Source organism: Rhodococcus sp. BH5 (assembly GCF_027583855.1).
GTDB classification, from domain to species: domain Bacteria; phylum Actinomycetota; class Actinomycetes; order Mycobacteriales; family Mycobacteriaceae; genus Rhodococcus_F; species Rhodococcus_F qingshengii.
The window spans coordinates 22,430-44,690 of record NZ_JAJHVW010000012.1 but is presented as its reverse complement, the minus strand read 5'-3'; the positions used below and the strand labels follow the sequence as shown (position 1 = coordinate 44,690).

Below are 22,261 nucleotides of genomic sequence, written 5' to 3'. Positions count from 1 at the left end.
GGAAGTATGGCGTGCATCACATTCGCACCTCACTACTTCAGGGGAGTTTCCGATGACGGCAGTAGCCGAACACACCATCAGTTCCGCGGTACAGGGTTTCCTGAACGGACCGAAGAAGCTCTACATCGGCGGCGAATTCGTCGACGCCGCTTCGGGTCAGACCTTCGCGACGTACAACCCGGCTGACGGACAGAAGCTCGCAGACGTGGCACACGGTCAGGCCGAAGACATCGACCGCGCGGTACGTGCCGCTCGAACGGCTTTCGAGGACGGCCCCTGGTCACGTATGAAGGCAAACGAGCGCGAGCGGATGATCTGGCGCGTCGGCGACATTCTCAGTGCTCGTGCCGAGGAATTCGGTCAGCTCGAAGCTCTCGACAACGGCAAGTCCGTTGCCATCGCCACCGCCGTCGACGTGGCTTGGGCCGCAGACGTTTTCCGCTACTACGCGGGTTGGGCCACCAAGATCGAAGGCAGCACCGTCAACGTGTCGATGCCCTTCTCTCCGGGCGGCGAGTTCCACGCCTACACCCTGCGTGAGGCGATCGGCGTCTGTGGACTGATCGTGCCGTGGAACTTCCCGCTGCTGATGTCGTCGTGGAAGCTCGCCCCCGCGCTCGCCGCCGGCAACACGGTGATCCTCAAGCCCGCTGAGCAGACCCCGCTCACCGCACTGCTTCTCGCGGAGGTCTTCGAAGAAGCAGGCTTCCCGCCCGGCGTCGTCAACATCGTTCCCGGCTTCGGCGATGCAGGTGCTGCTCTGTCCGGCCACGACGACGTGGACAAGGTTGCGTTCACCGGTTCCACCGAGGTGGGTAAGAAGATCGTCGACGCCGCCAAGGGCAATCTGAAGAAGGTTACGCTCGAGCTCGGTGGCAAGAGCCCCAATATCGTGTTCGCCGACGCCGATTTCGATTCCGCGGTGGAGGGTTCGCTCAACGCGTGGCTGTTCAACCACGGACAGTGCTGCGTTGCGGGTACTCGTCTGTACGTCGAGGACACCATCTTCGAGAAGTTCACCGAGGCCGTCGCGCACGCAGCGAGCCAGGTCAAGATCGGACCCGGCCTCGATCCCACCACCCAGCTCGGACCGCTGGTCTCGCAGGAGCAGTTCGACAAGGTGACCGGCTACCTGCGTGAGGGAATCGCCGACGGCGCACGTGCACTGACGGGCGGCAACCGCTGGGGCGATCAGGGCTACTTCGTCGAGCCGACCGTCTTCGTTGACGTCAAGCCCGAATTCTCCATCGTTCAGGAGGAGATCTTCGGACCCGTCGTGGCGGCGCTGCCGTTCAACGCGGACGACGGACCGATCACTGCCGCAAACGATTCCATCTACGGCTTGGCCGCCGGCATCTGGACCCGGGACATTTCCAAGGCTCACCGCACGGCGAAGCGCTTGAAGGCCGGCTCGGTGTGGATCAACCAGTACAACGGCTTCGACACTGCAATGCCCTTCGGTGGATACAAGCAGTCCGGCTGGGGCCGCGAGCTCGGCGCTTCGGCTATCGATCTCTACACCCAGACCAAGGCCGTCAACATCGCTCTCTGACCGACCCCATCGCTCATTCTCTCGTCCGACAATCAAGGAGATCACCAGTGAAGACCAAAGCTGCTGTACTGCTCGAGCCCGGAAAGCCTTTCGAGATCATGGAACTCGACCTCGACGGCCCGGGTGTGGGTGAGGTACTGATCAAGTACACCGCTGCCGGACTGTGCCATTCGGATCTGCACCTGACCGACGGTGATCTCCCGCCGCGTTACCCGATCGTCGGCGGACACGAAGGCTCGGGCATCATCGAAGAGGTCGGCCCAGGCGTCACGAAGGTCAAGCCGGGCGACCATGTCGTGTGTAGCTTCATCCCCAACTGCGGCACCTGCCGCTACTGCTCGACCGGTCGCCAGAACCTCTGCGACATGGGTGCCACCATCCTCGAAGGCTCGATGCCCGACGGTTCCTTCCGTTTCCACGGCAACGGAATGGATTTCGGCGGAATGTGCATGTTGGGAACGTTCTCCGAGCGGGCCACCATTTCTCAGCACTCGGTAGTCAAGATCGACGACTGGCTTCCCTTGGAGACGGCAGTGGTCGTCGGCTGCGGCGTGCCGTCGGGTTGGGGAACTGCCGTCAACGCAGGCAACCTCCGCGCCGGTGACACCGCGGTGATCTACGGCATCGGTGGCCTCGGCATCAATGCCGTTCAGGGTGCGGTTTCGGCCGGCTGCAAGTACGTCGTTGTGGTCGATCCGGTTGCTCTCAAGCGTGAGACCGCACTGAAGTTCGGTGCAACCCATGCCTTTGCAGACGCCGAGAGCGCTGCTGCCAAGGTCAACGAGCTGACGTGGGGACAGGGTGCCGACGCTGCGCTCATCCTTGTCGGCACCGTCGACGAGGACGTGGTCAGTGCAGCGACGGCAGTGATCGGCAAGGGTGGCACCGTGGTGATCACGGGACTCGCCGACCCCGCCAAGCTGACCGTTCACGTGTCGGGTACCGACCTGACGCTGAATCAGAAGACGATCAAGGGCACGTTGTTCGGGTCCATGAATCCGCAGTACGACATCGTGCGACTGCTGCGTCTCTACGATGCCGGTCAGCTCAAGCTCGACGAACTGATCACCAACACCTACAGCCTCGAAGACGTCAACAAGGGCTACCAGGATCTACGTGACGGCAAGAACATCCGTGGCGTGATCATTCACGACAAGTAACCCCAAGTGCTGTGCGCCTTTATTAACCGCCCGCGGTTAATAAAGGCGCACAGCACTATTTCTTGGCTTTCGACAAAATCTGCATCAACTGAAGTAGCGCCGAGAACTTCGCGAACACCGAACGCGAGACCACCGGACCGAAAGACGCGGTGTCGGTCGCATCGAATGCGTCGAGCAGATCCCGAAAGCTTTCGATCTGCTTGATCATCGCGTCCAGGTCGACGTGCGTGACGGCGTCGGCTTCGCGCAGAGCGAGCAGGTACTGCGGCGCCGTCACCAAGGCGACCGCCGGTATCTTCCGCTCGAACAATGGTTCACCCTCACCGAAATGAATGACCGGTCCCGGCGCCACGATTCGGCGATCGCCCGCCCCGATGTCGCGCCACAGCGGTGCAACGATGTCGTGTACTTCCCGACTCGTCGCGTAGAGCAGTTCCGGTTCCGGAGTGGTCTCCAACGAATAGCTGCCGGTCGAGGTGTTCTCTGTATCACCCAGTGCGCCGAGGTGTTCGATTGCGATCCCCGCTACTGCGCGCGCCTGACCGTCTTCGCCGTTCCACATCTCGGGGTGCGCTTCGAGCCAGGTGGACGTTGCCTGTCCGTGCTTGGACACCGCTGGAATGCGAAGGTGGCCGGTCGTCAGCACAAAAACGTACGACCGTCGATGCGGCTGCGCGACGGCGTGACGCGCCAAGGCCAACATTCCCAGATGCCCGTTCTCCTCGACGCCGTTGGTTCCGTCGCTGTGAGTGATGAGCAGAATCGTCTCTTCCGGTGATGTCCCCGGGGATACCGCCCACACCGTGTCGGTCCGGGTGTCCGGATGCAGAGTTGCATCCAGAACCAGAGTGGCCCGCTGGCCGGAACGAGCTGCAGCGACAACCTTCCTGCCCTCGTCGCCGGCCACCCAGACGGCGGGGATGTCGTGGTACGGCTGCGTGAACGGAAGATATTGTCCCAGTGCGTTGTCCGGAGCGATGTCACGCCACACCGCGATCACGCCGAGGACACCGGCCTTGCGGGCCTTGTCGAGCTTCGGGCCCAGAAGTGTTGCGGAGAGAACCGGATTTCGAAGTGTCTCGTCGGTGGCGATCGGGCCCCACTCGCTGACCAGTAGCTTGCGGGGGAGATCGATGTGCGGGACCTCGATCACTGCGATCGCGCCCTTGGCCGCCGACCACTTGGGGCGTCGCGCGCTGACGTAGACCAGGGGAGCGGAGATTCCCTGTGGCCCGGTCAATCCGGAGTAGGGGAATGCGGACGAAACTCTGATCGGTCCCGTCGGCAATTCGATGCGAAGTCCGTCAGGTGTCGCCGGCAGATCCCAGCGTTCGAAAGTGTGTGAATCACGCCGGACGTCGAGGCCCAGTTCGGTCAGTTCGTTCGCGACTTCTTCCACCACCTCGTGGTGTGCAGGAGAGCCCGTCAATCGTGGGCCCAGCGCGTCGAGTCGCTGTTGGCCGGCAAGGAGGAGATCGCGATCGACGGCCTGGCCGTGATTCATGGGATTGCCTTTCGTACTACGCGACGTCTGCTCTGGTGAGGCGCCTGCCCGTGTCGTGTCCACGGTACCGAGCGGTCTGAAAAGGAGACGGAGAGCGCGCCGGATATGCCGTTTTCGCAGATATAACAGGTGCCAACGAGCCGGTCGGTCCGTACCGTATGACCTTGGCACCGAAAGACTCCGTGTTCTTCGGACAGACCAGTCCACGGCGAGAGAGGCCTACGTTGGCTACGTATCTTTACAGGTTGGGGAAGTTCGCTTTCCGCCACAAGTATCTTGTGGTGGCCGCGTGGATTATCGTGATCGCGGTGGTGGGGGGCGCTATCAGCGCCACAAATCCGACGTTCTCCAAAGAATTCAACCTTCCGGGCACCGATTCACAGCGTGCGACCGAGTTGATGAACGAAAACTTTGCAGCTGCAGCGGAGCAGCAAACTCAGGCGTCGACCAGTATTCTCATCGCGGCAGACGACGGGCTTGCCGCGCACAGCGATCAGATCGATCAGTTGATCGCGCAGGCGAAGACGTTGCCGGACATCGTCGATCCCGAGAAGATCGTCAATCCGGTCACCCTCGCGGAGGCCAATCCAGCGGTGGCGTCGGCCGTTCTCGGCGACAACGGCAAGGTCGGGCTGATCCAGCTCAATCAGTCGATTCGCATCGAGGATCAGACGCAGGCAAACAAGACCGCGTTCCTCGACTTGATGGCAAAGTTCCGCACCGGCGGCTTGCAAGTCGAAGGAACCGGCTCGATGATGCAGGTGCAGGCCGCGGGCGGTCTGTCGGAGATGCTCGGCTTCGCGGTGGCGTTCATCGTGATGATCGTGGCGTTCGGTGCACTCATCGCGGCGTTCATCCCGTTGTTCACTGCAATTCTGGGAATTGCGCTGGCCACTCTGACTGTCACCCTCGGCTCGGGCTTCTTCGACATCAACGAAGGCGTCACGGGAATCGTCACGATGATCGGCATCGCAGTCTCGATCGACTACGCGTTGTTCATCGTGTCGCGCTACCGCAGTGAGCTCAACCTGGGCGGAACCAGGGAAGCCGCCGCCGGACGCGCAGTAGGTACTGCCGGTTCGTCTGTCGTATTCGCAGGCCTGACAGTGGTGGTTGCGCTGGCGGCCCTGGCGGTGGTCGGGGTTCCGATGATCACGCAGATGGGAATCTCGGCAGCGGTTGCCGTCATCATCGCTGTGCTCGGCGCAATCACATTGATACCAGCGGTTCTGGGTATCTTCGGCCGATTCGCGTTCTCGCCTCGTATCCCCGGGCTGCGCCACGGTGACGAGCCCGAGACGATGGAATCCAACGGACATCGCTGGGCCAAGATAGTCACCAAGTACCCGTGGCCGATCGCGGGTGCTGCGCTGGTGCTTCTGGTGATCGCGGCTATTCCGATGACGAAGCTCGAACTCGGACTCTCGTTCACTCAGGACGAAGAGCGGCCGGCACTTGCCCTGCTGCAACGTGGGTTCGGTGAAGGCGTCAATGGCGAATTGTTCGTCGTGCTCGACGCGCCTGACGGCACCGACATCACCGCGATTGCCGAAGGCGCTGTCGCGCACATCAAGGGCCTCGACAACGTCGCAACTCCGGATCAGTTGATGTGGGTCGGAAACGGACCGGACGCAGCAAACCCGATGGCGGGCGCCAACTCTGCGCTCATCGCGGTCACCCCGCAGATGTCACCGAGCGGCCCCGAAACCCACGAGCTGATGAATCAGATCCGGGATTACGGATCGACGGTGAAATCGGAAGGCGCAGAACTCGGTGTAGCGGGGCAAACCGCGATCGTTGCCGACATGTCGTCGAAGCTCAGTTCCGCGCTCATCCCGTATCTCATCGTGGTTGTGGGGCTGGCGTTCATCATCATGATGGTCGTCTTCCGCTCGATCCTGGTGCCGCTGACCGCAACTCTCGGATTCCTGTTTTCCGTCTGTGCGACCTTCGGCGCCACGGTGGCCATCTTCCAGGAGGGCGACTTCGGGCTGATCGAGCACACACAACCCATCATCTCGTTCCTGCCGATCTTCATGATCGGTGTGGTCTTCGGGTTGGCGATGGACTATCAAGTGTTCCTCGTGACGCGAATGCGCGAGGAATACGTGCACGGATTGTCGGCCAAGGACGCCATCATCTCCGGCTACACCCATGGTGCTCGCGTGGTCGCGTCGGCGGCCGTCATCATGATCTCCGTGTTCGGCGCATTCATGCTGTCCTCGGAGACGACAAGCAAGATGATGGGCTTCGGCCTCGCGGCTGCAGTCTTCTTCGACGCCTTCATCATCCGCATGATCGTGATCCCTGCGGTCATGTCGATTCTCGGTGATTCGGCATGGAAGTTGCCGGCGTGGCTCGACAAGATCCTGCCGAACGTCGACATCGAGGGTGAAGCGATTCGACGGATTCCGATCGAGCAGGATCCGGATTCCGATCCAGACCCGAATCAGGTGCCTGTGAGGGTGTAAGCACTCAGGCAGTCAGAACGGGGTGCCGGTTGCACAGCAACTGGCACCCCGTTCTTCTGTGTTCATACGAGCCCGCGCGATAGGAAACCATCCGGTTGGTAACAAAAATCGCTGTGATCGCGACAGGACTTCCAGAGGCGACGCGCATCGGGAGCGAGCCGTGACAGTGACTGCGAGGGTACGTGTCGAAGGAGCAAACCGATTCGAAGCGGGCCGAGAAGTGGACCTTCGCGCTGACGGTCGTCTCCCTGATCGCCGGTGGGACAGTGGTTGCCGGGCTGGTAGATCGGTGGAGCAGCTCGCCGTCCAATGACATCTCTGTAGCTGCGTCATCTTCGATCACCATGACGTCTACACCGGACGAGATTCCGGCGGAGGACGTGCCTGAATTCTCGTACGTCACGCCGAGCGCGGTGTACCCGACCACGATTCCGGGTTGTGAAAGCGTCGAAGCGCCGGACGACGAACACGGAATCTCGATCTTCACATCGACAGGTGGCGACGACGCGTACGACGACCCACGTTTTCCGTGGTTTTCCGGCGCCAAAGCTGTATCGATGTCGGATGCGGTCGCCGATGCGATTCCGGACGGCGTCGAGATCAAGTTCGCCAGTCCGAGCCGATCACTCCAGTTCGGTCCGATCTCGGCACCGTCGACCTCGGACGAGTTGCCCGAGGGATGGACGATCGAGGATCTGGCGTCCACTGATGCGTCGGCGACAATACTTCGAGGCGAGGCCAGTGGTGGACTGTCGGTCTCGGTCAACAGCAGTAAGGCGCCGGTTCCTCCGTGCATTGCCGGTTCTCTCGTCGAACGTCGCTCACTCGCGGATGGTTCAGTTGTGGACGTGCAGGACTCGTGGAGTGAAATCAACGGACAACGCACTCTCTCTCGTTCGGCGTTCCTTTGCGGCATCGATGGCACACGAGTTCACGCCTATCTCGATGACACTGCCGATCGAGTCGGCGCCGAGGTTCAGGCAAGCGGCGCGCTTCCACTGACCATCGACGAACTGGTGTCCTTGGTCAGCCTGCCGCAACTGCGAATCACGACGCCTGCTCCGCCGGGTACGGCACCGCTTTCGCCCGGGTGCCACGGGATCCCCCGAGACTCTGGCGACGTGGCCGAACTCGGTCGCGCGACGATCGAACGTCTCAACGCGGTACTCGAAGTCAGATGGCGCGCTGTACCTCCGGGTTTTCCGATTCTTGATACCGGACCGGGCACTCTGACGGTGGCGGAGAATGACAAGTCCACTGCATGTCAGAGACTTCTCACCCGGACGGGAGACAGCGAGTCGACGCTCAACATGACAATTACCGGCGGACAACCACTCCCTACGGAGCCCAACAAATACGACCCTTCCTACGACGGGCACCCCTTGGAGGTCGTGACGCGACCGGATGGATCCGTGATCGAGCGAGACGAACGGAACTACGCGACCGTGCCCATGACAAATGACGGCTCGAAAGCAGAATCGACGCAGGAAACGAGCAGGTCGGTGGTCGTCACCCGCCCGAATGGGACCCAAGTCTCGGTTTCGTCGTCGGCTGCGATCCCGAACGATCCGATGACGTTCGCGCAGTTGGAGTTTCTCGCGACGACCGAAGGCCTGGAGATTCGATGACCACCAGATTCTCCCCGAAATCGCGACTTCGGATCGCGGCCGCCGCAGCCGTAGTCACCGTCACTGCCGCCATCGCCACGGTGGTCACGTCGACGAGTTCCGAACCGACAGCGATCTCGTCGCCGCTATGGAGCGTCGAGGCCTCCGAGATTCTCGGGCGCGAGTTCGCGATCTTCCGGAGCCCACTTGTTGGAACCGAATTCAACATGGACATGGGCGGATTCATTGACGCCGGATCACTCGTGGTCACGATGATCGGTATGCCGGATCGTCAGGCGTATTCGTTGGACGACGCAGAATTGGTCGGATTGGACGCCGAAGATGGCACAGTTCGTTGGCGCACGTCGGCGGTCGACATCGGTGGTTGCTCCGAGACTCTGCTCGGCAGTTCGGTGCTGTGTTTCTCCGGGCCGTACGTATCCGGTGGTGCGTACTCGCTGTTCGACATCGAGACGGGAGAGCGGCGAGACATCAAGACACCGTGGTCGCCGATCGTCGCGGTTGTCTCGGGCGACACCGTCCTCGCGCTCGAAGGTGATATCGAGAGCAACGACGTTCGCGTGCACAGCGGAACCGTCGACGATCCGGAAGCGAACTGGTCCAAAGCGTTCGACATCGGTGGATCGTGGGAAGCCGGATACGTCGATCCGGTGATGTCGGTTCACGGCGACCTGGGCGTGATCGCTCTCGACGAGTCCTTGGGATTCGACCTGAAGACCGGCGAACAGCGGTGGGTACACGGTTACTCCACCTGTTCGACCGCGCACACATCGTCCGACGGGGTGACATTGGTGTCGGATGGCGGTTGCGAAGGCAATGGCCGTCCGACAAGTGAGTACGCGCTCGATCAGAACGGGCGCGAGTTCGCCAGGACGGACGAACTGCCCTCGGAGTCCTCGTACTACGGCGGACGATACAGCCGAGATGATCCGGCGGGAGGATCGACTCCGATCATTCTGGGACACAGCGGTTTCGACCGGACTTCGGGCGAGAAATTGTGGTCCAACAGTGAAGTCTTCGACACCGCACAGTCGTTGGCGGTGATCGGCAACGTGATCGCCGTGACCCGCTCCAGTTCCGAGCCCGAGGTCCAGTTCGTGGACCTCTTCACCGGTGAGGTCCTGTGGCGATCGAACGCCGAGCGCGCCGGGGAGGTTGTCTGGCACGGCGATGTCGTTATCGACGAGGGAAACGTCTACGGTACAGATGTCAGGACCGGCCAACGTAGTTGGGAGGTCCAAGTCGTCCAGGACGGGGACGACGAGTTCACGCCTTGGGTGATGCCGCGCGAGCTGTGGGCGGGGGAGAAGGTGCTGTTGCGTTCCAGTGAAGACCGCATCACGGCGTTGAAACTGTCGTGAAATTCGGTGGCTGCGAACCTTCGGTGATTAGCGAAATTCGATGGGTTACTGGTGAACTGGCATGATTCGACCTTTCGACATGCCGAACAAGCGCCTGAACTCCAGGCGCTCCTGCTCGAAGTTGTAGATGCGGTAGACGGGCCACACGAGCGCGTGGAGCATCGAGTCGCCCCAGATGGTCAGTTTGAGGCGCCAATTCATGATGTTGTGAAGGTGCGAACCGATTCGGATGCTTGGTTGTACTTCAGGTACTCCAACGGAGGGGTTTCACCGCGTCGACCGGACGTTTCTGCTCGCATGTCGGCGATCTGACCGATCGTCATCCCTTCCTCCCGAAGGCACAGTGAAAGGTCGATATCTTCGTGGATGTCCGGCCGGTCACTGACTTGCTCGCGGACCGACAACCATGCGCTTTTTCTGATCGCCATGTTCGCTCCGGCGACAGCGAGTACTTGACGTTCGCAATCGAACTTCCCCTGTTTCACCTGCCTGTCCAGTGCGTAGCGGTGGATTCGAGCAAACGGCGATTCGAAGAGGTAGGTGAGTCCGGCAACCGCTTAATGAGCGGTGCTGCGTTGGAAGAAACCCTTGACCGCATCTGCCCATCCCGGTTGTACCCGTGTGTCCGCGTCGATACGACCGATGATGTTGCCGGTCGAGGCGTCGAAGCCCGCGTTCCGGGCGTGTACGACGCCTTGGCGGGCCTCGAAGACATATCTGACTTTGTCGTACTTCTCAGCGAACTCCTGGATGATCGATGCAGTACCGTCCGTCGAGTTGTTGTCGACAATCAGAATCTCATCGATTTCCGACTGGGTCAGTAGACGCTCGATGCAGCCGGAAACCGCGTTCTCTTCGTTGAATACCGGAACAACCACCGAAAGTCGATTAGTGGACAAGTGTTCAATATCCTGCATGGATGCGGTCACTGTATTCCTTTGCTGGGCAATCGGGTCCAGTCCTTCGCAAAGGTTGCGATAGCAATAGGTGACCATTCGGACAATTTGAACCGAGGGCCATATGATCGATCCCGCAACAGCTTATTGCGGGAAACTATCAGCATAAGTGCAGCTGGCATGGCATAAATGCATGCAGAATAAGCCTTTCGGAACTGATTGATTTTTACCCACTCGAGTCTATTCGTCGGTCGAACACCGGACTTTAGTCCTTCTAATTCCGGCAAATACAATGCTGCCCGTTCGCTGAATTGTGAATCGCCACTGCGGCAACCGCCGGGCAATATCTGGATGTCGCAAGTTGCTTTTCAGTGAAGTGGAGTCGGTGCAGCGCAAGTGTCGTATTTGTAGATTCAACGGACCCCTGACGGCAAGGTTGTCGCCATCTGCAAATATTTGCTTTTGTAGCTGTCGGTCTGGATTTTCCAGTGAAGTCTGCCCCCCCGCGACTCTTCAGCACCGATTTCCGATGTGCAAACAGCAGCCGGCACCTACCTATCGGGTCAGGATGCTTTCGGTTTCGGGTGCCGGAACGGTTTTCCCCGCGATCGGATCGACTTCCTCGAGCGGTGGAACGTCTTCTCCGTCGAGCACTCGGCGCATGCGCTCCTTGTCGAGCTGCCCCTCCCAATTGGCGACCACGAAGGTTGCGACACAGTTCCCGAGCAGGTTCACCGACACCCGCATCGAATCCATGATTCGATCGGCGCCCAGTAGGAGAGCGACTGCGGCGACGGGAATTGCGCCGTGACCGATTGCGGCCACGGTGGCCGACAGCGCCAGGAATGACGATCCCGGCACGCCGGCCATTCCCTTCGAGGTGAGCATCAGAACCAGGACGGCAGTGATCTGTTCACCGAGTGTCAGGTCCACGCCGAGTGCCTGCGCCAGAAACAGCATGCAGATCGACAGGTACAGCGTTGCGCCGTCGAGATTGAACGAGTAGCCGGTAGGCACCACCAATCCTGTTGTAGTGCGCGAGCATCCGGCGTTGGTGAGCTTGACCATGATTCGGGGCAGAACTACTTCGGTCGACGCCGTTCCCAAAGCGAGGAAGAGTTCGTCCTTGATGTACTTGACGAATTTCCACAGGTTCACGCCCGCGAAGTACCTGACTATCGCGGCCAGGATGAGGATGAACAGGACGGCGGCGAGATAGCATGCGGCGATCAGCTTTCCGTAACTTCCGAGCGAAGCGATCCCGTACTGACCGACGATGTACGCCATCGCGCCCAAAGCGCCCAACGGCGCCAGTCTCATGATCCAGCCGATGATCGTGAAGAACAGATGGCTCAGACGATCGACGAGTTCGAACACGATCGGTGGTCCACTCTCACCCGCCTTGGCCAATGCGAGCCCGAACAGTACGGCGAAGAAGAGGACTTGGAGGAGTGCGTTCTCGGCGAAGGCCGAAACTATCGACACCGGAATGATATTGAGCAGGAATTCGACGGTGTGGGGAAGTTCGCCACTTCCGGTCTTGGCTGCCACGGCGTCCGCACCGTTCGACAGCGTCTCCGGATCGATGTCGAATCCCGCACCCGGCTTCATCAGATTTCCGATGAGCAGCCCGAACAACAGGGCGAAGGTGGTCACGACCTCGAAGTAGATGAGTGCTTTGACGCCGATACGCCCCACGGCCTTCAGATCCCCGACGTGGGCGATCCCGATCACAACGGTGCAGAAGATGATCGGCGCGATCAGCATTTTGATCAGCTTGATGAACCCGTCGGCGAGGGGCTTGAGGTTCGCGCCGAATTCCGGCCACAACCAGCCGATGAGAACACCGATGACGATAGCGGCGATCAATTGCACGAACAGTGATCGGTACCAGGGCGGCTTGTTGGCGAGTCGCGCGAGCTCGCTGTTCGGCAGTTTTACGGAAGTTGGCATGGATGGGAACGGTAGGTCCGCTTGATTGCGAAAAAATAACTCGCGAATGTCGTGGATGTAACGCGTCGAGGTTGCATCTCGGACAACAATTCGGTCAACAAGCGACAGTTGTGTGTGACTGTGGTTATTGTTTCCCTGAGCGGTGATCTTCCGTCCGCGTGCATGCACGACGTGTGAGAGGGGCTGTCATGGGGCAAATTATCGGAACCATCATTTTCGGCGCAGTCATCGGAATCCTGGCTCGTCTCGTACTGCCAGGTAAGCAGCAGTACGGCATGATCGTGACCGTCGTGCTGGGTATCGCCGGAGCGCTTATCGGGTACTGGGTCTGGGGAGCGATCTCGGACAAGGGCGACACGGGTGGAATCGACTGGATCCGCTGGATCATCAGCATCGCCGCGGCGGCCGTGCTCTCGATCGGCTACAGCGCCGTCACGGGCAAGAAATAGCAAGCCGACCCAATTCGAGAAGTGCGCCCTCCCGAAGTTCGGGAGGGCGCACTTCTTTTTGTTTGCCCTAGTTGTCCGACCCCAGTTGTGAGCGAACGGCACTTTCGTCGCCTCAGATGCGCCGAAAGGCGCGTTCGCTCAGGGGAGGGGGACCGAAGTCAGAGCGCCCGTCGCTGAAGATGCAGCGCCTCGAGGAACTGCGCCGGCAGATCCTGCTCGAGGATTTCGTCGTCAGGATGCGGTAGCGCTTTGATTTTCGCGAACTCGTCGTTGAGCCGTTCCATCTTGACGTCCAGGCGGTGTGCCGCGGCCGCTGCCTCGGTGAGTTCGTCGAGGAGTTCAACGGGAACCTCGCGGTTGTACTTGTAGTAGATCTTGTGCTCGAGGCTCGCCCAGAAATCCATCGCGATCGTGCGGATCTGAAGTTCGATCGGTACGTGCCTGACGCGGTCACTCATGAAAACCGGGACCTCGACGATCAAGTGCAAGCTCTTGTAGCCGTTGGGTTTCGGATCGGCGATGTAGTCCTCGCGCTCGATCACCCGAAGGTCCGTCTGGCTGGTGAGCATCTCGGCGATTCGGTACGTGTCGGAAATGAAGCTGCAGGTGATACGTACTCCAGCGATGTCGAAGATGTTCTTCGAGATGTCGTCGATCGTCAGCGGGACGTTCAGGCGTTGAGCCTTTCGCAGGATGCTGTCCGGTGACTTGACTCGTGACGTGACGTGTTCGATGGGGCTGTACTGATTGATGTGAGTGAACTCGTCCTTGAGGATGTTCACCTTGGTCATCAGTTCGGAGATTCCGAATTGGTACAACATCATGAAGCGGGAGAACTCGGTCCGCAGTTCGGCGAAATCGGCCCTGCTGACCCCACTGCTGTCTTCCACGTTCGGCACCCTCATCTGTTAGCTGGTGTAACCAGTCTGCCACCGATTGTGCCGTGTCCGGTTTCAGTGGGTGCGCAGTGCGGCGAGCGTCATATCCCGCAGGACTCGACGCGCGCGTGCCGGCGAAGCGGGGTTGGCGCTGTGAGGGGTCGAGTTGATCAGACCGAAGGTGGCATGCGCTTTGATTCGTGCGTCCGCCTGATCGAGTTGGGGATCGAGTTGCTCGAGCACCCCGACCCACACCTCGACGTACTTGCGCTGCGTCTGGCGTACCTGTCGACGCGCGTCGGCCGGCAGGCTTTCGAGGTCGCGGTCCTGGATGCGGATCAGGTCCGGCTCGCCCAGTGCGAAGTCGAGGTGGAACTCCACCAGTGCGTCGAGAGCAGCGCTCGGTGAGTCCGCTGCCTCCGCTGCCGCAGAACCTCCTTCGTGCAGGCGCGTGCTGATGCCGACGAGAAGTTCCACGAGGACGGCGTCCTTGTTCGGAAAGTGCCGGTACACGGCCGGGCCGCTGATGCCGACGGCCGCGCCGAGGTCTTCGAGTCGCACACTCACGAATCCGCGTTCGGCGATCAACCGTGCGGCGGCGTCCAAGAGCTGACGTCGACGGTCGGCCTTCATCTGATCGCGTCGCGTCGGAGCTGCTACCTGCTCAGAGGTCATTCTCTCGATCTTTCTTCGCTTGTGTTCTGGACAACTCAGTTAATCATAGTTAATCTAGTTTCAGTTATCGAGCATTAACTCATGGCGAAGGCGGCGGGATGACTCCCAGTGGAATCACGCAAGGATCGGGCTACCGGTCCGATCACACCGTTCTGGTGGACGAACTGAAGAAGAAACTGGCGCAAGCAGCGCTGGGTGGCAACGAGCGCTCTCGCGAGCGTCACGTGAGCAGAGGGAAGTTGCTGCCGCGAGATCGCGTCGACTCGCTGCTCGACCAGGGCAGCCCGTTCCTCGAGCTGTCCCCACTGGCGGCCAACGGCCTGTACGACGACGAGTGCCCGGGCGCCGGCGTCATCACCGGTATCGGCCGTGTGTCGGGTCGCGAGTGCGTCATCGTTGCCAACGACGCGACGGTCAAGGGCGGCACCTACTACCCGATGACGGTGAAGAAGCACCTGCGCGCGCAGGAAGTTGCGCTGCAGAACAACCTTCCCTGCATCTACCTTGTCGACTCCGGCGGCGCCTTCCTGCCGCGCCAGGACGAGGTCTTCCCGGACCGTGAGCACTTCGGCCGGATCTTCTACAACCAGGCGACCATGAGCGCCAAGGGGATTCCCCAGATCGCCGCAGTTCTCGGTTCGTGCACCGCGGGAGGCGCCTACGTGCCCGCGATGAGCGACGAAGCAGTGATCGTCCGCAACCAGGGCACCATCTTCCTCGGCGGACCGCCGCTCGTGAAGGCTGCCACCGGTGAGATCGTGACGGCCGAAGAGCTCGGCGGCGGCGACCTGCACTCCAAGGTTTCCGGCGTCACCGATCACTTGGCCGAGGATGACCGCGACGCACTTCGGATCGTGCGCAACATCATTGCCACGCTCGGCCCCCGCTCCGAGCGCCCGTGGGACGTCATCTCCACGGTTCCGCCCGTCGCCGATCAGAGCGAGCTGTACGACGTCGTTCCGACTGATCCCCGTACTCCGTACGACGTGCACGAGGTCATCACCAAGCTCGTTGACGGTGGCGCGTTCCAGGAGTTCAAGGCTGAATACGGCAAGACGCTCGTCACCGGTTTCGCGCACATCGAGGGCCACCCGGTCGGCATCATCGCCAACAACGGCGTGCTCTTCGGCGAATCCGCCATGAAGGGAGCACATTTCATCGAACTGTGCGACAAGCGCAGTGTGCCGCTGCTGTTCCTGCAGAACATCGCGGGCTTCATGGTGGGACGCGACTACGAGGCCGGCGGCATCGCCAAGCACGGCGCCAAGATGGTCACGGCAGTCGCGTGTGCACGGGTCCCCAAGCTGACAGTTGTCATCGGCGGCTCGTACGGCGCCGGCAACTACTCCATGTGTGGACGCGCGTATTCACCTCGCTTCCTGTGGATGTGGCCGAACGCGCGCATCTCGGTCATGGGCGGCGAGCAGGCAGCTTCGGTGCTCTCGACGGTTCGTAGTGACCAGCTCGACAGCGCGGGTAATCCGTGGTCGGCCGAGGACGAAGAGACCTTCAAGGCGCCGATCCGCGAGCAGTACGAGGCTCAGGGCAATCCGTACTACTCCACTGCGCGGCTGTGGGATGACGGTGTCATCGATCCCGCAGATACCAGAACTGTTCTCGGCCTGGCCCTTTCGGTGTGCGCAAACGCGCCGATCGAGCCGGTCTCCTACGGCGTCTTCCGGATGTGAGCGAAATGACTGAGTTGCGCACTATCGATACTGTTCTCGTGGCCAACCGCGGTGAGATCGCGGTTCGCGTGATCCGCACGTTGCGTGAGTTGGGAATTCGCAGCGTCGCCGTCTACAGCGACGCCGACGCGAATGCTCGCCACGTCCGCGAGGCCGACACTGCCGTCAACATCGGACCGGCCGCGGCGCGTGAAAGCTACCTCGTCATCGACAAGGTCATCGACGCTGCCAAGTCCACCGGTGCTCAGGGTATTCACCCCGGTTACGGCTTCCTGTCGGAGAACTCGGCGTTCTCGGCTGCCTGTGCGGCCGCCGGAATCGCCTTCCTCGGCCCCTCCGAGCGGGCGATCGAGGTGATGGGTGACAAGATCACCGCGAAGAACGCGGTTGCCGCGTTCGACGTGCCGGTGGTCCCGGGTATCGCTCGCCCCAATCTGACCGACGAAGAACTGATCGCAGCGGCCGAGGACATCGGCTACCCGGTGTTGGTCAAGCCTTCGGCCGGCGGAGGCGGCAAGGGAATGCGTCTGGTCGAGGATCCGGCCAATCTGGCCGAGGCTCTTCGCAGTGCCCGCCGTGAGGCCGCGTCGTCGTTCGGCGACGACACCCTGTTCCTCGAGCGATTCGTCCTGCGGCCCCGGCACATCGAGGTCCAGGTTCTCGCCGACCAGCACGGCAACGTCGTTCACCTCGGTGAGCGCGAATGCAGCCTGCAGCGGCGTCATCAGAAGGTCATCGAAGAGGCTCCCTCGCCGCTGCTCGATCAGGTGACCCGTGACCGGATCGGCGCGGCAGCGTGCAACACCGCTCGAAGCGTCGATTACACCGGCGCCGGCACCGTGGAGTTCATCGTCTCCGCCGACAAGCCGGACGAGTTCTTCTTCATGGAGATGAACACCCGCCTCCAGGTCGAGCATCCCGTCACCGAAATGGTGACCGGACTGGATCTGGTCGAATGGCAGGTCCGTGTGGCAGCAGGGGAGAAGTTGGCCTTCTCCCAGGGTGACATCACGCTGACCGGGCACGCCATCGAAGCTCGTGTGTACGCGGAGGATCCGGGCCGTGGATTCCTGCCGACGGGCGGCCGCGTCGTCGATCTGGTCGAGCCGTCAGGTTCCGGCGTGCGCGTCGATTCCGGACTGCTCGCGGGCACCGTCGTCGGCAGTGACTACGACCCGATGCTCAGCAAGGTCATCGCCCACGCTCCCGACCGCGCGGGCGCACTGCGCAAGCTCGATCGCGCACTCGGTGACACCGCAGTGCTCGGAGTCGTGACCAACATCGAATTCGCACGGTTCCTCCTGGCTGATCCGGATGTGATCGCGGGCAACCTCGACACCGGTCTGCTCGATCGTCGCGTCGAAGACTTTGTCGCAGCCGACGCCTCCGACGAGGTTCTCATTGCTGCCGCGGCGTATCGCTGGCTCTCGCGGTGGACAACCTCGGAATGCGTTGATCCCTGGGACGTCCCGAGTGGGTGGCGCGTCGGAACTCCCGCTCCGACCAGCATCAGGCTCTCCGCCGGCACCCGAACGGCGCACGTTGCGATCGTCGGCGTTCCCGCGGATGCAAAGGTCGAGGTCGAAGGTTCACAGCCTCGCGCATTCAGCGCGACCCTGACGGGATCCGAACTGGCGGTGGTGATCGACGGACGTCGACGCACGTTTGTCGTCGCCGAGACCGATGGTGGTCTGTGGCTGGCAGGCGGCGGAACCTGGCACGTGCGCGAGGTTGCCGAAGTCAGCGTTCGCGGTGAGGACAAGCACGCCGGTGACGCCGAAATCGCCAGCCCCATGCCCGGTGCCGTCATCGCAGTCAACGTCGAGAACGGCGCGGCAGTGAGCGCGGGACAACCACTCGTCGTGGTCGAGGCCATGAAGATGGAGCACTCCTTGACGTCCCCGATCGACGGGATCGTGGAAGTGCTTGTCCGTCAGGGCGATCAGGTGATGGTGGATCAGGTTCTGGCCCGCGTGGTACCTGTCGCGGACGAAGAGACTGCAGAAGTAAAGACCGAGAACACGACGCAGAAGGAAGACGCCTGATGTCCGATTACCTTGCCACCGGAGCGCTTCCGGACGAATACCAGCAGCTCGCCAAGACGGTTGCGGATTTCGCGAAGACCGTAGTGGCACCGGTTGCTGCCGAGCACGACGCCAACCACACCTTCCCGTACGAGGTAGTGGCCGGGATGGCCGACATGGGACTGTTCGGCCTGCCGTTTCCCGAGGAGTACGGCGGAATGGGCGGCGACTACTTCGCACTCTGCCTGGCGCTCGAAGAGCTGGGCAAGGTCGACCAGAGCGTCGCGATCACTCTCGAAGCTGGTGTGTCCCTTGGTGCCATGCCGATCTACCGTTTCGGTAACGAGGCACAGAAGCAGGAGTGGCTTCCGCAGCTCACCAGCGGCAAGTCGTTGGCTGCCTTCGGCCTGACCGAACCCGGTGCGGGTAGCGACGCCGGCGGCACCAAGACCACCGCGAAGTTCGACAGCGGTGAGTGGATCATCAACGGCAACAAGCAGTTCATCACCAACTCGGGCACCGACATCACCAAGCTCGTGACGGTCACCGCGGTCACGGGTGTCAAGGACGGCGGCAAGAAGGAGATCTCGACGATCCTCGTGCCGACCACGACGCCCGGCTTCACGGCCGAACCGGCGTACAACAAAGTCGGTTGGAACGCATCCGACACCCATCCGCTCACGTTCGCCGATGTTCGTGTCCCCGAAGAGAATCTGCTCGGTGAGCGCGGCCGCGGCTACGCGAACTTCCTGCGCATCCTCGACGAAGGCCGCATCGCCATCTCCGCGTTGAGCGTCGGTGCCGCCCAGGGCTGCGTCGACGAGTCGATCAAGTACGCCAAGGAGCGCGAGGCGTTCGGTCGCGCCATCGGACACAACCAGGCCATCGCGTTCAAGATCGCGCGTATGGAGGCTCGTGCCCACGTCGCACGTACCGCGTACTACGACGCGGCCGCACTCATGTTGTCGGGCAAGCCGTTCAAGAAGCAGGCGTCTATCGCCAAGCTGATTTCCTCCGAAGCTGCCATGGACAACGCCCGTGACGCCACGCAGATCCACGGCGGATACGGCTTCATGAACGAGTACGCCGTCGCGCGCCACTACCGTGACAGCAAGATCCTCGAAATTGGTGAGGGAACGACCGAGGTGCAGTTGATGCTCATCGCTCGTGAGGCAGGGCTGTGACCAACCCCAAGAAGATCACTCAGCGCGGGCTCTGGTTCGAGGAGTTCGAGGTCGGCGCGATCTACGAGCATCGCCCAGGCCGGACGGTGACCGAGGCTGACAACGTCCTGTTCACGACTTTGACCATGAACACGCAGGCGTTGCATCTCGATGCCGCGTACAGCGAGGACACTCAATTCGGTGTGCGGCTGGTCAATTCGATGTTCACCCTGTCGACCATCGTCGGCCTGTCCGTCGCGCAGTTGACGCAGGGCACCATCGTGGCGAACCTCGGTTTCTCCGAGATCAGCTTCCCGAAGCCGCTCTTTCACGGCGACACCTTGTATGCCGAGACGCTCATCGCGGACAAGCGCGAGTCGAAGAGCCGTCCAGGTGAAGGCATCGTGACGCTCGTGCACACCGGGCGTAACCAGCACGGTGACGTCGTCGCACTGGCCACGCGCAAGACACTGGTGCAACTGCGTCCGGCAGAGGTGTCCTCGTGATGTGGACGCCGCCGGGGCCGGCGTGGTTGTTCTGCCCGGCGGATCGTCCCGAGCGCTATGCGAAGGCCGCGGCTGTTGCCGACGTCGTGATCCTCGATCTCGAAGACGGTGTGGCTCCGGCCGACAAGGAAGCCGCACGTGCAGCCCTGATCGACACGCCTCTCGATCCGGAGCGGACGGTCGTGCGCGTCAATCCGGTCGGTACACCTGATCACGAACTCGATCTGATCGCGCTGGACGGCACACACTATTCGCGTCTCATGCTGTCCAAGTGCGAATCGGCCGAGGACGTCCTCTCGCTCGCACCGGCGGACGTGGTTGCGCTCGTCGAGTCCCCGCGAGGAGCCCTCGCCGTGGCCGACATCGCGCTTGCTGCGAACGCCATCGGTGTCATGTGGGGAGCCGAGGATCTTGTGGCCGGTCTCGGCGGTAATTCGAGCAGGCACCCGAACGGTTCGTACCGCGACGTTGCCAAGCACGTCCGATCGACGTCTCTCCTGGCTGCGAAGAGCTACGGCCGGTTGGCTGTCGATTCCGTTTATCTCGACATCAAGGACCTCGTAGGCCTGGGCGTCGAGTCCGCTGATGCTGTCGCAGTCGGCTTCGACGTGAAGGTTGCGATCCACCCGAGTCAGGTCGAGGTCATCCGCGGGGCCTTCGCACCTTCGGAAAAAGAGATCGACTGGGCCACACGAGTGCTTGCCGCGGTGTCTACTGAACGTGGTGTGTTCGCGTTCGAGGGCAAGATGGTCGACGCTCCCGTTCTCCGTCACGCCGAGAAGCTTCTTCACCGAGCCGGAATCTTTCAGCAGAAGGAGAACTAACGGATGAGCAAAGTCGTGAATACGGCAGCTGAGGCAGTTGCCGACATCGCGAGCGGATCCAGGCTCGCAGTGGGCGGCTTCGGGCTGTGCGGTATTCCCGACGCACTGATCGCGGCGATCGCCGACGGCGACGCCACCGATCTCGAGGTGTTCTCCAACAACTGCGGTGTCGACGACTACGGTCTCGGCATTCTGCTCGGCGCGCACCGGATCGCCAGGGTGACGGCGTCGTATGTGGGGGAGAACAAGGAGTTCGCCCGTCAGTATCTCGCCGGTGAGCTCGAAGTGGAGTTGACGCCGCAGGGGACGCTGGCCGAGCGGCTGCGAGCAGGCGGTACCGGCATTCCGGCGTTCTACACTCCGGCGGGCGTCGGCACACCGATCGCCGAGGGCGGCTTGCCGTGGCGATACAACGCGGACGGTTCGATCGCCGTGGCGTCGCCACCGAAGGCGACGGCAGTGTTCGGTGGCCGCACGTATGTATTGGAAGAGGCGATCACCGCTGACTTCGCGCTCGTGCATGCGGACTACGGTGACACCGAAGGAAATCTCGTCTTCAACAAGACGGCGATGAACTTCAACCCGCTTGCTGCCATGGCCGGCCGGATCACCATCGCGCAGGTGGAGAACCTCGTCGAGCCGGGCGACATCGACCCCGCACACGTGCACCTACCTGGTGTGTTCGTCGCGCGGGTCGTGCACACAGGCCCACAGGAGAAGCGGATCGAGAAGCGGACCGTCTCAGGAGGTACCAAGTGAGCAGCGCAGAGGAAACTCGTATCGGTTGGACCCGCCACGAGATGGCCGCTCGCGCTGCTGCCGAGATGCGGCCGGGTGAGTACGTCAACCTCGGCATCGGCCTGCCGACGCTGATCCCCAGTTACCTGCCCGAGGGTGTCAAAGTGGTCCTGCACAGCGAGAACGGCATCCTCGGTACCGGACCGTATCCGACCGATGATCAGGTCGATGCCGACCTCATCAATGCAGGTAAAGAAACCGTCACCGTCAATTCAGGCGCCGCGTTCTTCGACTCGGCTCTCTCCTTCGGCATGATCCGCGGTGGTCACATCGACACCGCGGTGCTCGGCGGGATGCAGGTATCGAAGACCGGTGACCTTGCCAACTGGATGGTGCCGGGCAAGATGGTGAAGGGTATGGGCGGGGCGATGGACCTGGTCCACGGTGCCCGCCGCGTCATCGTCGTGATGGAGCACACCGACCGCGACGGCAATCCCAAGATCGTCGAGGCCTGCACGCTGCCGCTTACCGGTCAGAGCGTCGTCAACCGGATCATCACCGACCTGGCAGTGCTGGACGTCGCCGCGGACGGGCTGCAGCTTGTGGAGCTGGCTCCAGGGGTCAGCAGCGAGCACCTGAAGAGTGTGACTGGTGTGGGCTTTTCCTGAAGCTTCGTACCGTAAATCGAAGAACGCGCCGACCGCTGGTCGGCGCGTTCTTTCGTCGGTCTGTCGGCGAGTACCGATAGTCTCGATCAGCGACTGTCGAATCTTGTTCGAGCTCAGACACCC

20 protein-coding genes are annotated in these 22,261 nt (G+C 61.7%); 13 read left to right on the top strand and 7 right to left on the bottom strand.

Features of this window, described 5'->3' with window-relative positions; translation table 11 throughout:
* Window positions 1–52: 52 nt before the first annotated feature.
* Window positions 53–1,552, top strand: coding sequence for an aldehyde dehydrogenase family protein (locus tag RhoBH5_RS25390; RefSeq protein ID WP_019744236.1), 1,500 nt, complete (start codon window positions 53–55; stop codon window positions 1,550–1,552).
* Window positions 1,553–1,599: 47 nt separating this feature from the next.
* A complete protein-coding gene (locus RhoBH5_RS25385) occupies window positions 1,600–2,712 on the top strand; it encodes an NDMA-dependent alcohol dehydrogenase (RefSeq protein WP_003942086.1) in 1,113 nt (370 codons plus the stop codon).
* Window positions 2,713–2,767: 55 nt separating this feature from the next.
* Here RhoBH5_RS25385 and RhoBH5_RS25380 read toward each other — a convergent pair whose 3' ends face one another.
* Window positions 2,768–4,216, bottom strand: a complete 1,449-nt coding sequence (locus tag RhoBH5_RS25380; RefSeq protein ID WP_270008933.1) for a hypothetical protein — start codon at window positions 4,214–4,216, stop codon at window positions 2,768–2,770.
* A gap of 224 nt (window positions 4,217–4,440) precedes the next feature.
* Here RhoBH5_RS25380 and RhoBH5_RS25375 point away from each other — a divergent pair, with 224 nt between their 5' ends.
* The 3 genes from RhoBH5_RS25375 to RhoBH5_RS25365 all read left to right on the top strand — a co-directional run bounded on the left by RhoBH5_RS25375 (window position 4,441) and on the right by RhoBH5_RS25365 (window position 9,676).
* The gene (locus RhoBH5_RS25375; protein WP_270008959.1) at window positions 4,441–6,687 is read left to right on the top strand and encodes an MMPL family transporter; all 2,247 of its coding nucleotides are present in this window, start codon (window positions 4,441–4,443) and stop codon (window positions 6,685–6,687) included.
* 182 nt (window positions 6,688–6,869) lie between these two features.
* The gene (locus RhoBH5_RS25370; protein WP_270008932.1) at window positions 6,870–8,315 is read left to right on the top strand and encodes a hypothetical protein; all 1,446 of its coding nucleotides are present in this window, start codon (window positions 6,870–6,872) and stop codon (window positions 8,313–8,315) included.
* Window positions 8,312–9,676: an outer membrane protein assembly factor BamB family protein gene (locus tag RhoBH5_RS25365; RefSeq protein ID WP_270008931.1), complete on the top strand. Its 1,365-nt coding sequence runs from the start codon at window positions 8,312–8,314 to the stop codon at window positions 9,674–9,676. The genes RhoBH5_RS25370 and RhoBH5_RS25365 overlap by 4 nt, the downstream gene beginning before the upstream one ends.
* Window positions 9,677–9,721: 45 nt before the next feature.
* On the opposite strand, the gene RhoBH5_RS25360 is transcribed toward RhoBH5_RS25365, so the two are convergent.
* From RhoBH5_RS25360 to dctA, 4 genes are all read right to left on the bottom strand, one after another.
* Window positions 9,722–9,877: a hypothetical protein gene (locus RhoBH5_RS25360; protein WP_270008930.1), complete on the bottom strand. Its 156-nt coding sequence runs from the start codon at window positions 9,875–9,877 to the stop codon at window positions 9,722–9,724.
* Window positions 9,874–10,104: a hypothetical protein gene (locus RhoBH5_RS25355; protein ID WP_270008929.1), complete on the bottom strand. Its 231-nt coding sequence runs from the start codon at window positions 10,102–10,104 to the stop codon at window positions 9,874–9,876. The genes RhoBH5_RS25360 and RhoBH5_RS25355 overlap by 4 nt, the downstream gene beginning before the upstream one ends.
* Before the next feature lie 129 nt (window positions 10,105–10,233).
* Window positions 10,234–10,593: a glycosyltransferase family 2 protein gene (locus RhoBH5_RS25350; protein ID WP_270008928.1), complete on the bottom strand. Its 360-nt coding sequence runs from the start codon at window positions 10,591–10,593 to the stop codon at window positions 10,234–10,236.
* A gap of 534 nt (window positions 10,594–11,127) precedes the next feature.
* A complete protein-coding gene (gene dctA, locus RhoBH5_RS25345) occupies window positions 11,128–12,525 on the bottom strand; it encodes a C4-dicarboxylate transporter DctA (RefSeq protein ID WP_058227527.1) in 1,398 nt (465 codons plus the stop codon).
* Between the two features lie 188 nt (window positions 12,526–12,713).
* Here dctA and RhoBH5_RS25340 point away from each other — a divergent pair, with 188 nt between their 5' ends.
* Window positions 12,714–12,974 (top strand): GlsB/YeaQ/YmgE family stress response membrane protein, encoded by a 261-nt coding sequence (locus RhoBH5_RS25340; protein WP_003942027.1) that lies wholly within the window; start codon window positions 12,714–12,716, stop codon window positions 12,972–12,974.
* A 158-nt stretch (window positions 12,975–13,132) separates the two neighbouring features.
* Here RhoBH5_RS25340 and RhoBH5_RS25335 read toward each other — a convergent pair whose 3' ends face one another.
* Both RhoBH5_RS25335 and RhoBH5_RS25330 read right to left on the bottom strand, forming a co-directional pair.
* Entirely contained in the window at window positions 13,133–13,879 is a 747-nt protein-coding gene (locus tag RhoBH5_RS25335; RefSeq protein WP_024487832.1) for a GTP pyrophosphokinase, read from the bottom strand.
* Window positions 13,880–13,927: 48 nt separating this feature from the next.
* Complete coding sequence (locus RhoBH5_RS25330; protein WP_003941968.1) at window positions 13,928–14,527, bottom strand: SACE_7040 family transcriptional regulator; 600 nt, start codon at window positions 14,525–14,527, stop codon at window positions 13,928–13,930.
* 98 nt (window positions 14,528–14,625) lie between these two features.
* Between RhoBH5_RS25330 and RhoBH5_RS25325 the strand changes: the two genes are divergently transcribed.
* From RhoBH5_RS25325 to RhoBH5_RS25295, 7 genes are read left to right on the top strand one after another with little or no spacing between them, the layout of a single operon-like run.
* Window positions 14,626–16,215, top strand: coding sequence for a carboxyl transferase domain-containing protein (locus tag RhoBH5_RS25325; protein WP_270008927.1), 1,590 nt, complete (start codon window positions 14,626–14,628; stop codon window positions 16,213–16,215).
* A 5-nt stretch (window positions 16,216–16,220) separates the two neighbouring features.
* Complete coding sequence (locus RhoBH5_RS25320) at window positions 16,221–18,260, top strand: acetyl-CoA carboxylase biotin carboxylase subunit (RefSeq protein WP_270008926.1); 2,040 nt, start codon at window positions 16,221–16,223, stop codon at window positions 18,258–18,260.
* Complete coding sequence (locus tag RhoBH5_RS25315) at window positions 18,260–19,423, top strand: acyl-CoA dehydrogenase family protein (protein WP_270008925.1); 1,164 nt, start codon at window positions 18,260–18,262, stop codon at window positions 19,421–19,423. The genes RhoBH5_RS25320 and RhoBH5_RS25315 overlap by 1 nt, the downstream gene beginning before the upstream one ends.
* A complete protein-coding gene (locus RhoBH5_RS25310; RefSeq protein ID WP_003942078.1) occupies window positions 19,420–19,908 on the top strand; it encodes a MaoC family dehydratase in 489 nt (162 codons plus the stop codon). The genes RhoBH5_RS25315 and RhoBH5_RS25310 overlap by 4 nt, the downstream gene beginning before the upstream one ends.
* Window positions 19,905–20,732, top strand: a complete 828-nt coding sequence (locus RhoBH5_RS25305) for an HpcH/HpaI aldolase/citrate lyase family protein (protein WP_042453310.1) — start codon at window positions 19,905–19,907, stop codon at window positions 20,730–20,732. Before RhoBH5_RS25310 ends, RhoBH5_RS25305 begins: the two co-directional genes overlap by 4 nt.
* 3 nt (window positions 20,733–20,735) lie before the next feature.
* Window positions 20,736–21,491 (top strand): CoA transferase subunit A, encoded by a 756-nt coding sequence (locus RhoBH5_RS25300; RefSeq protein WP_042453312.1) that lies wholly within the window; start codon window positions 20,736–20,738, stop codon window positions 21,489–21,491.
* Between the two features lie 41 nt (window positions 21,492–21,532).
* Window positions 21,533–22,138, top strand: coding sequence for a 3-oxoacid CoA-transferase subunit B (locus tag RhoBH5_RS25295; RefSeq protein ID WP_179090796.1), 606 nt, complete (start codon window positions 21,533–21,535; stop codon window positions 22,136–22,138).
* Window positions 22,139–22,261: the final 123 nt, after the last annotated feature.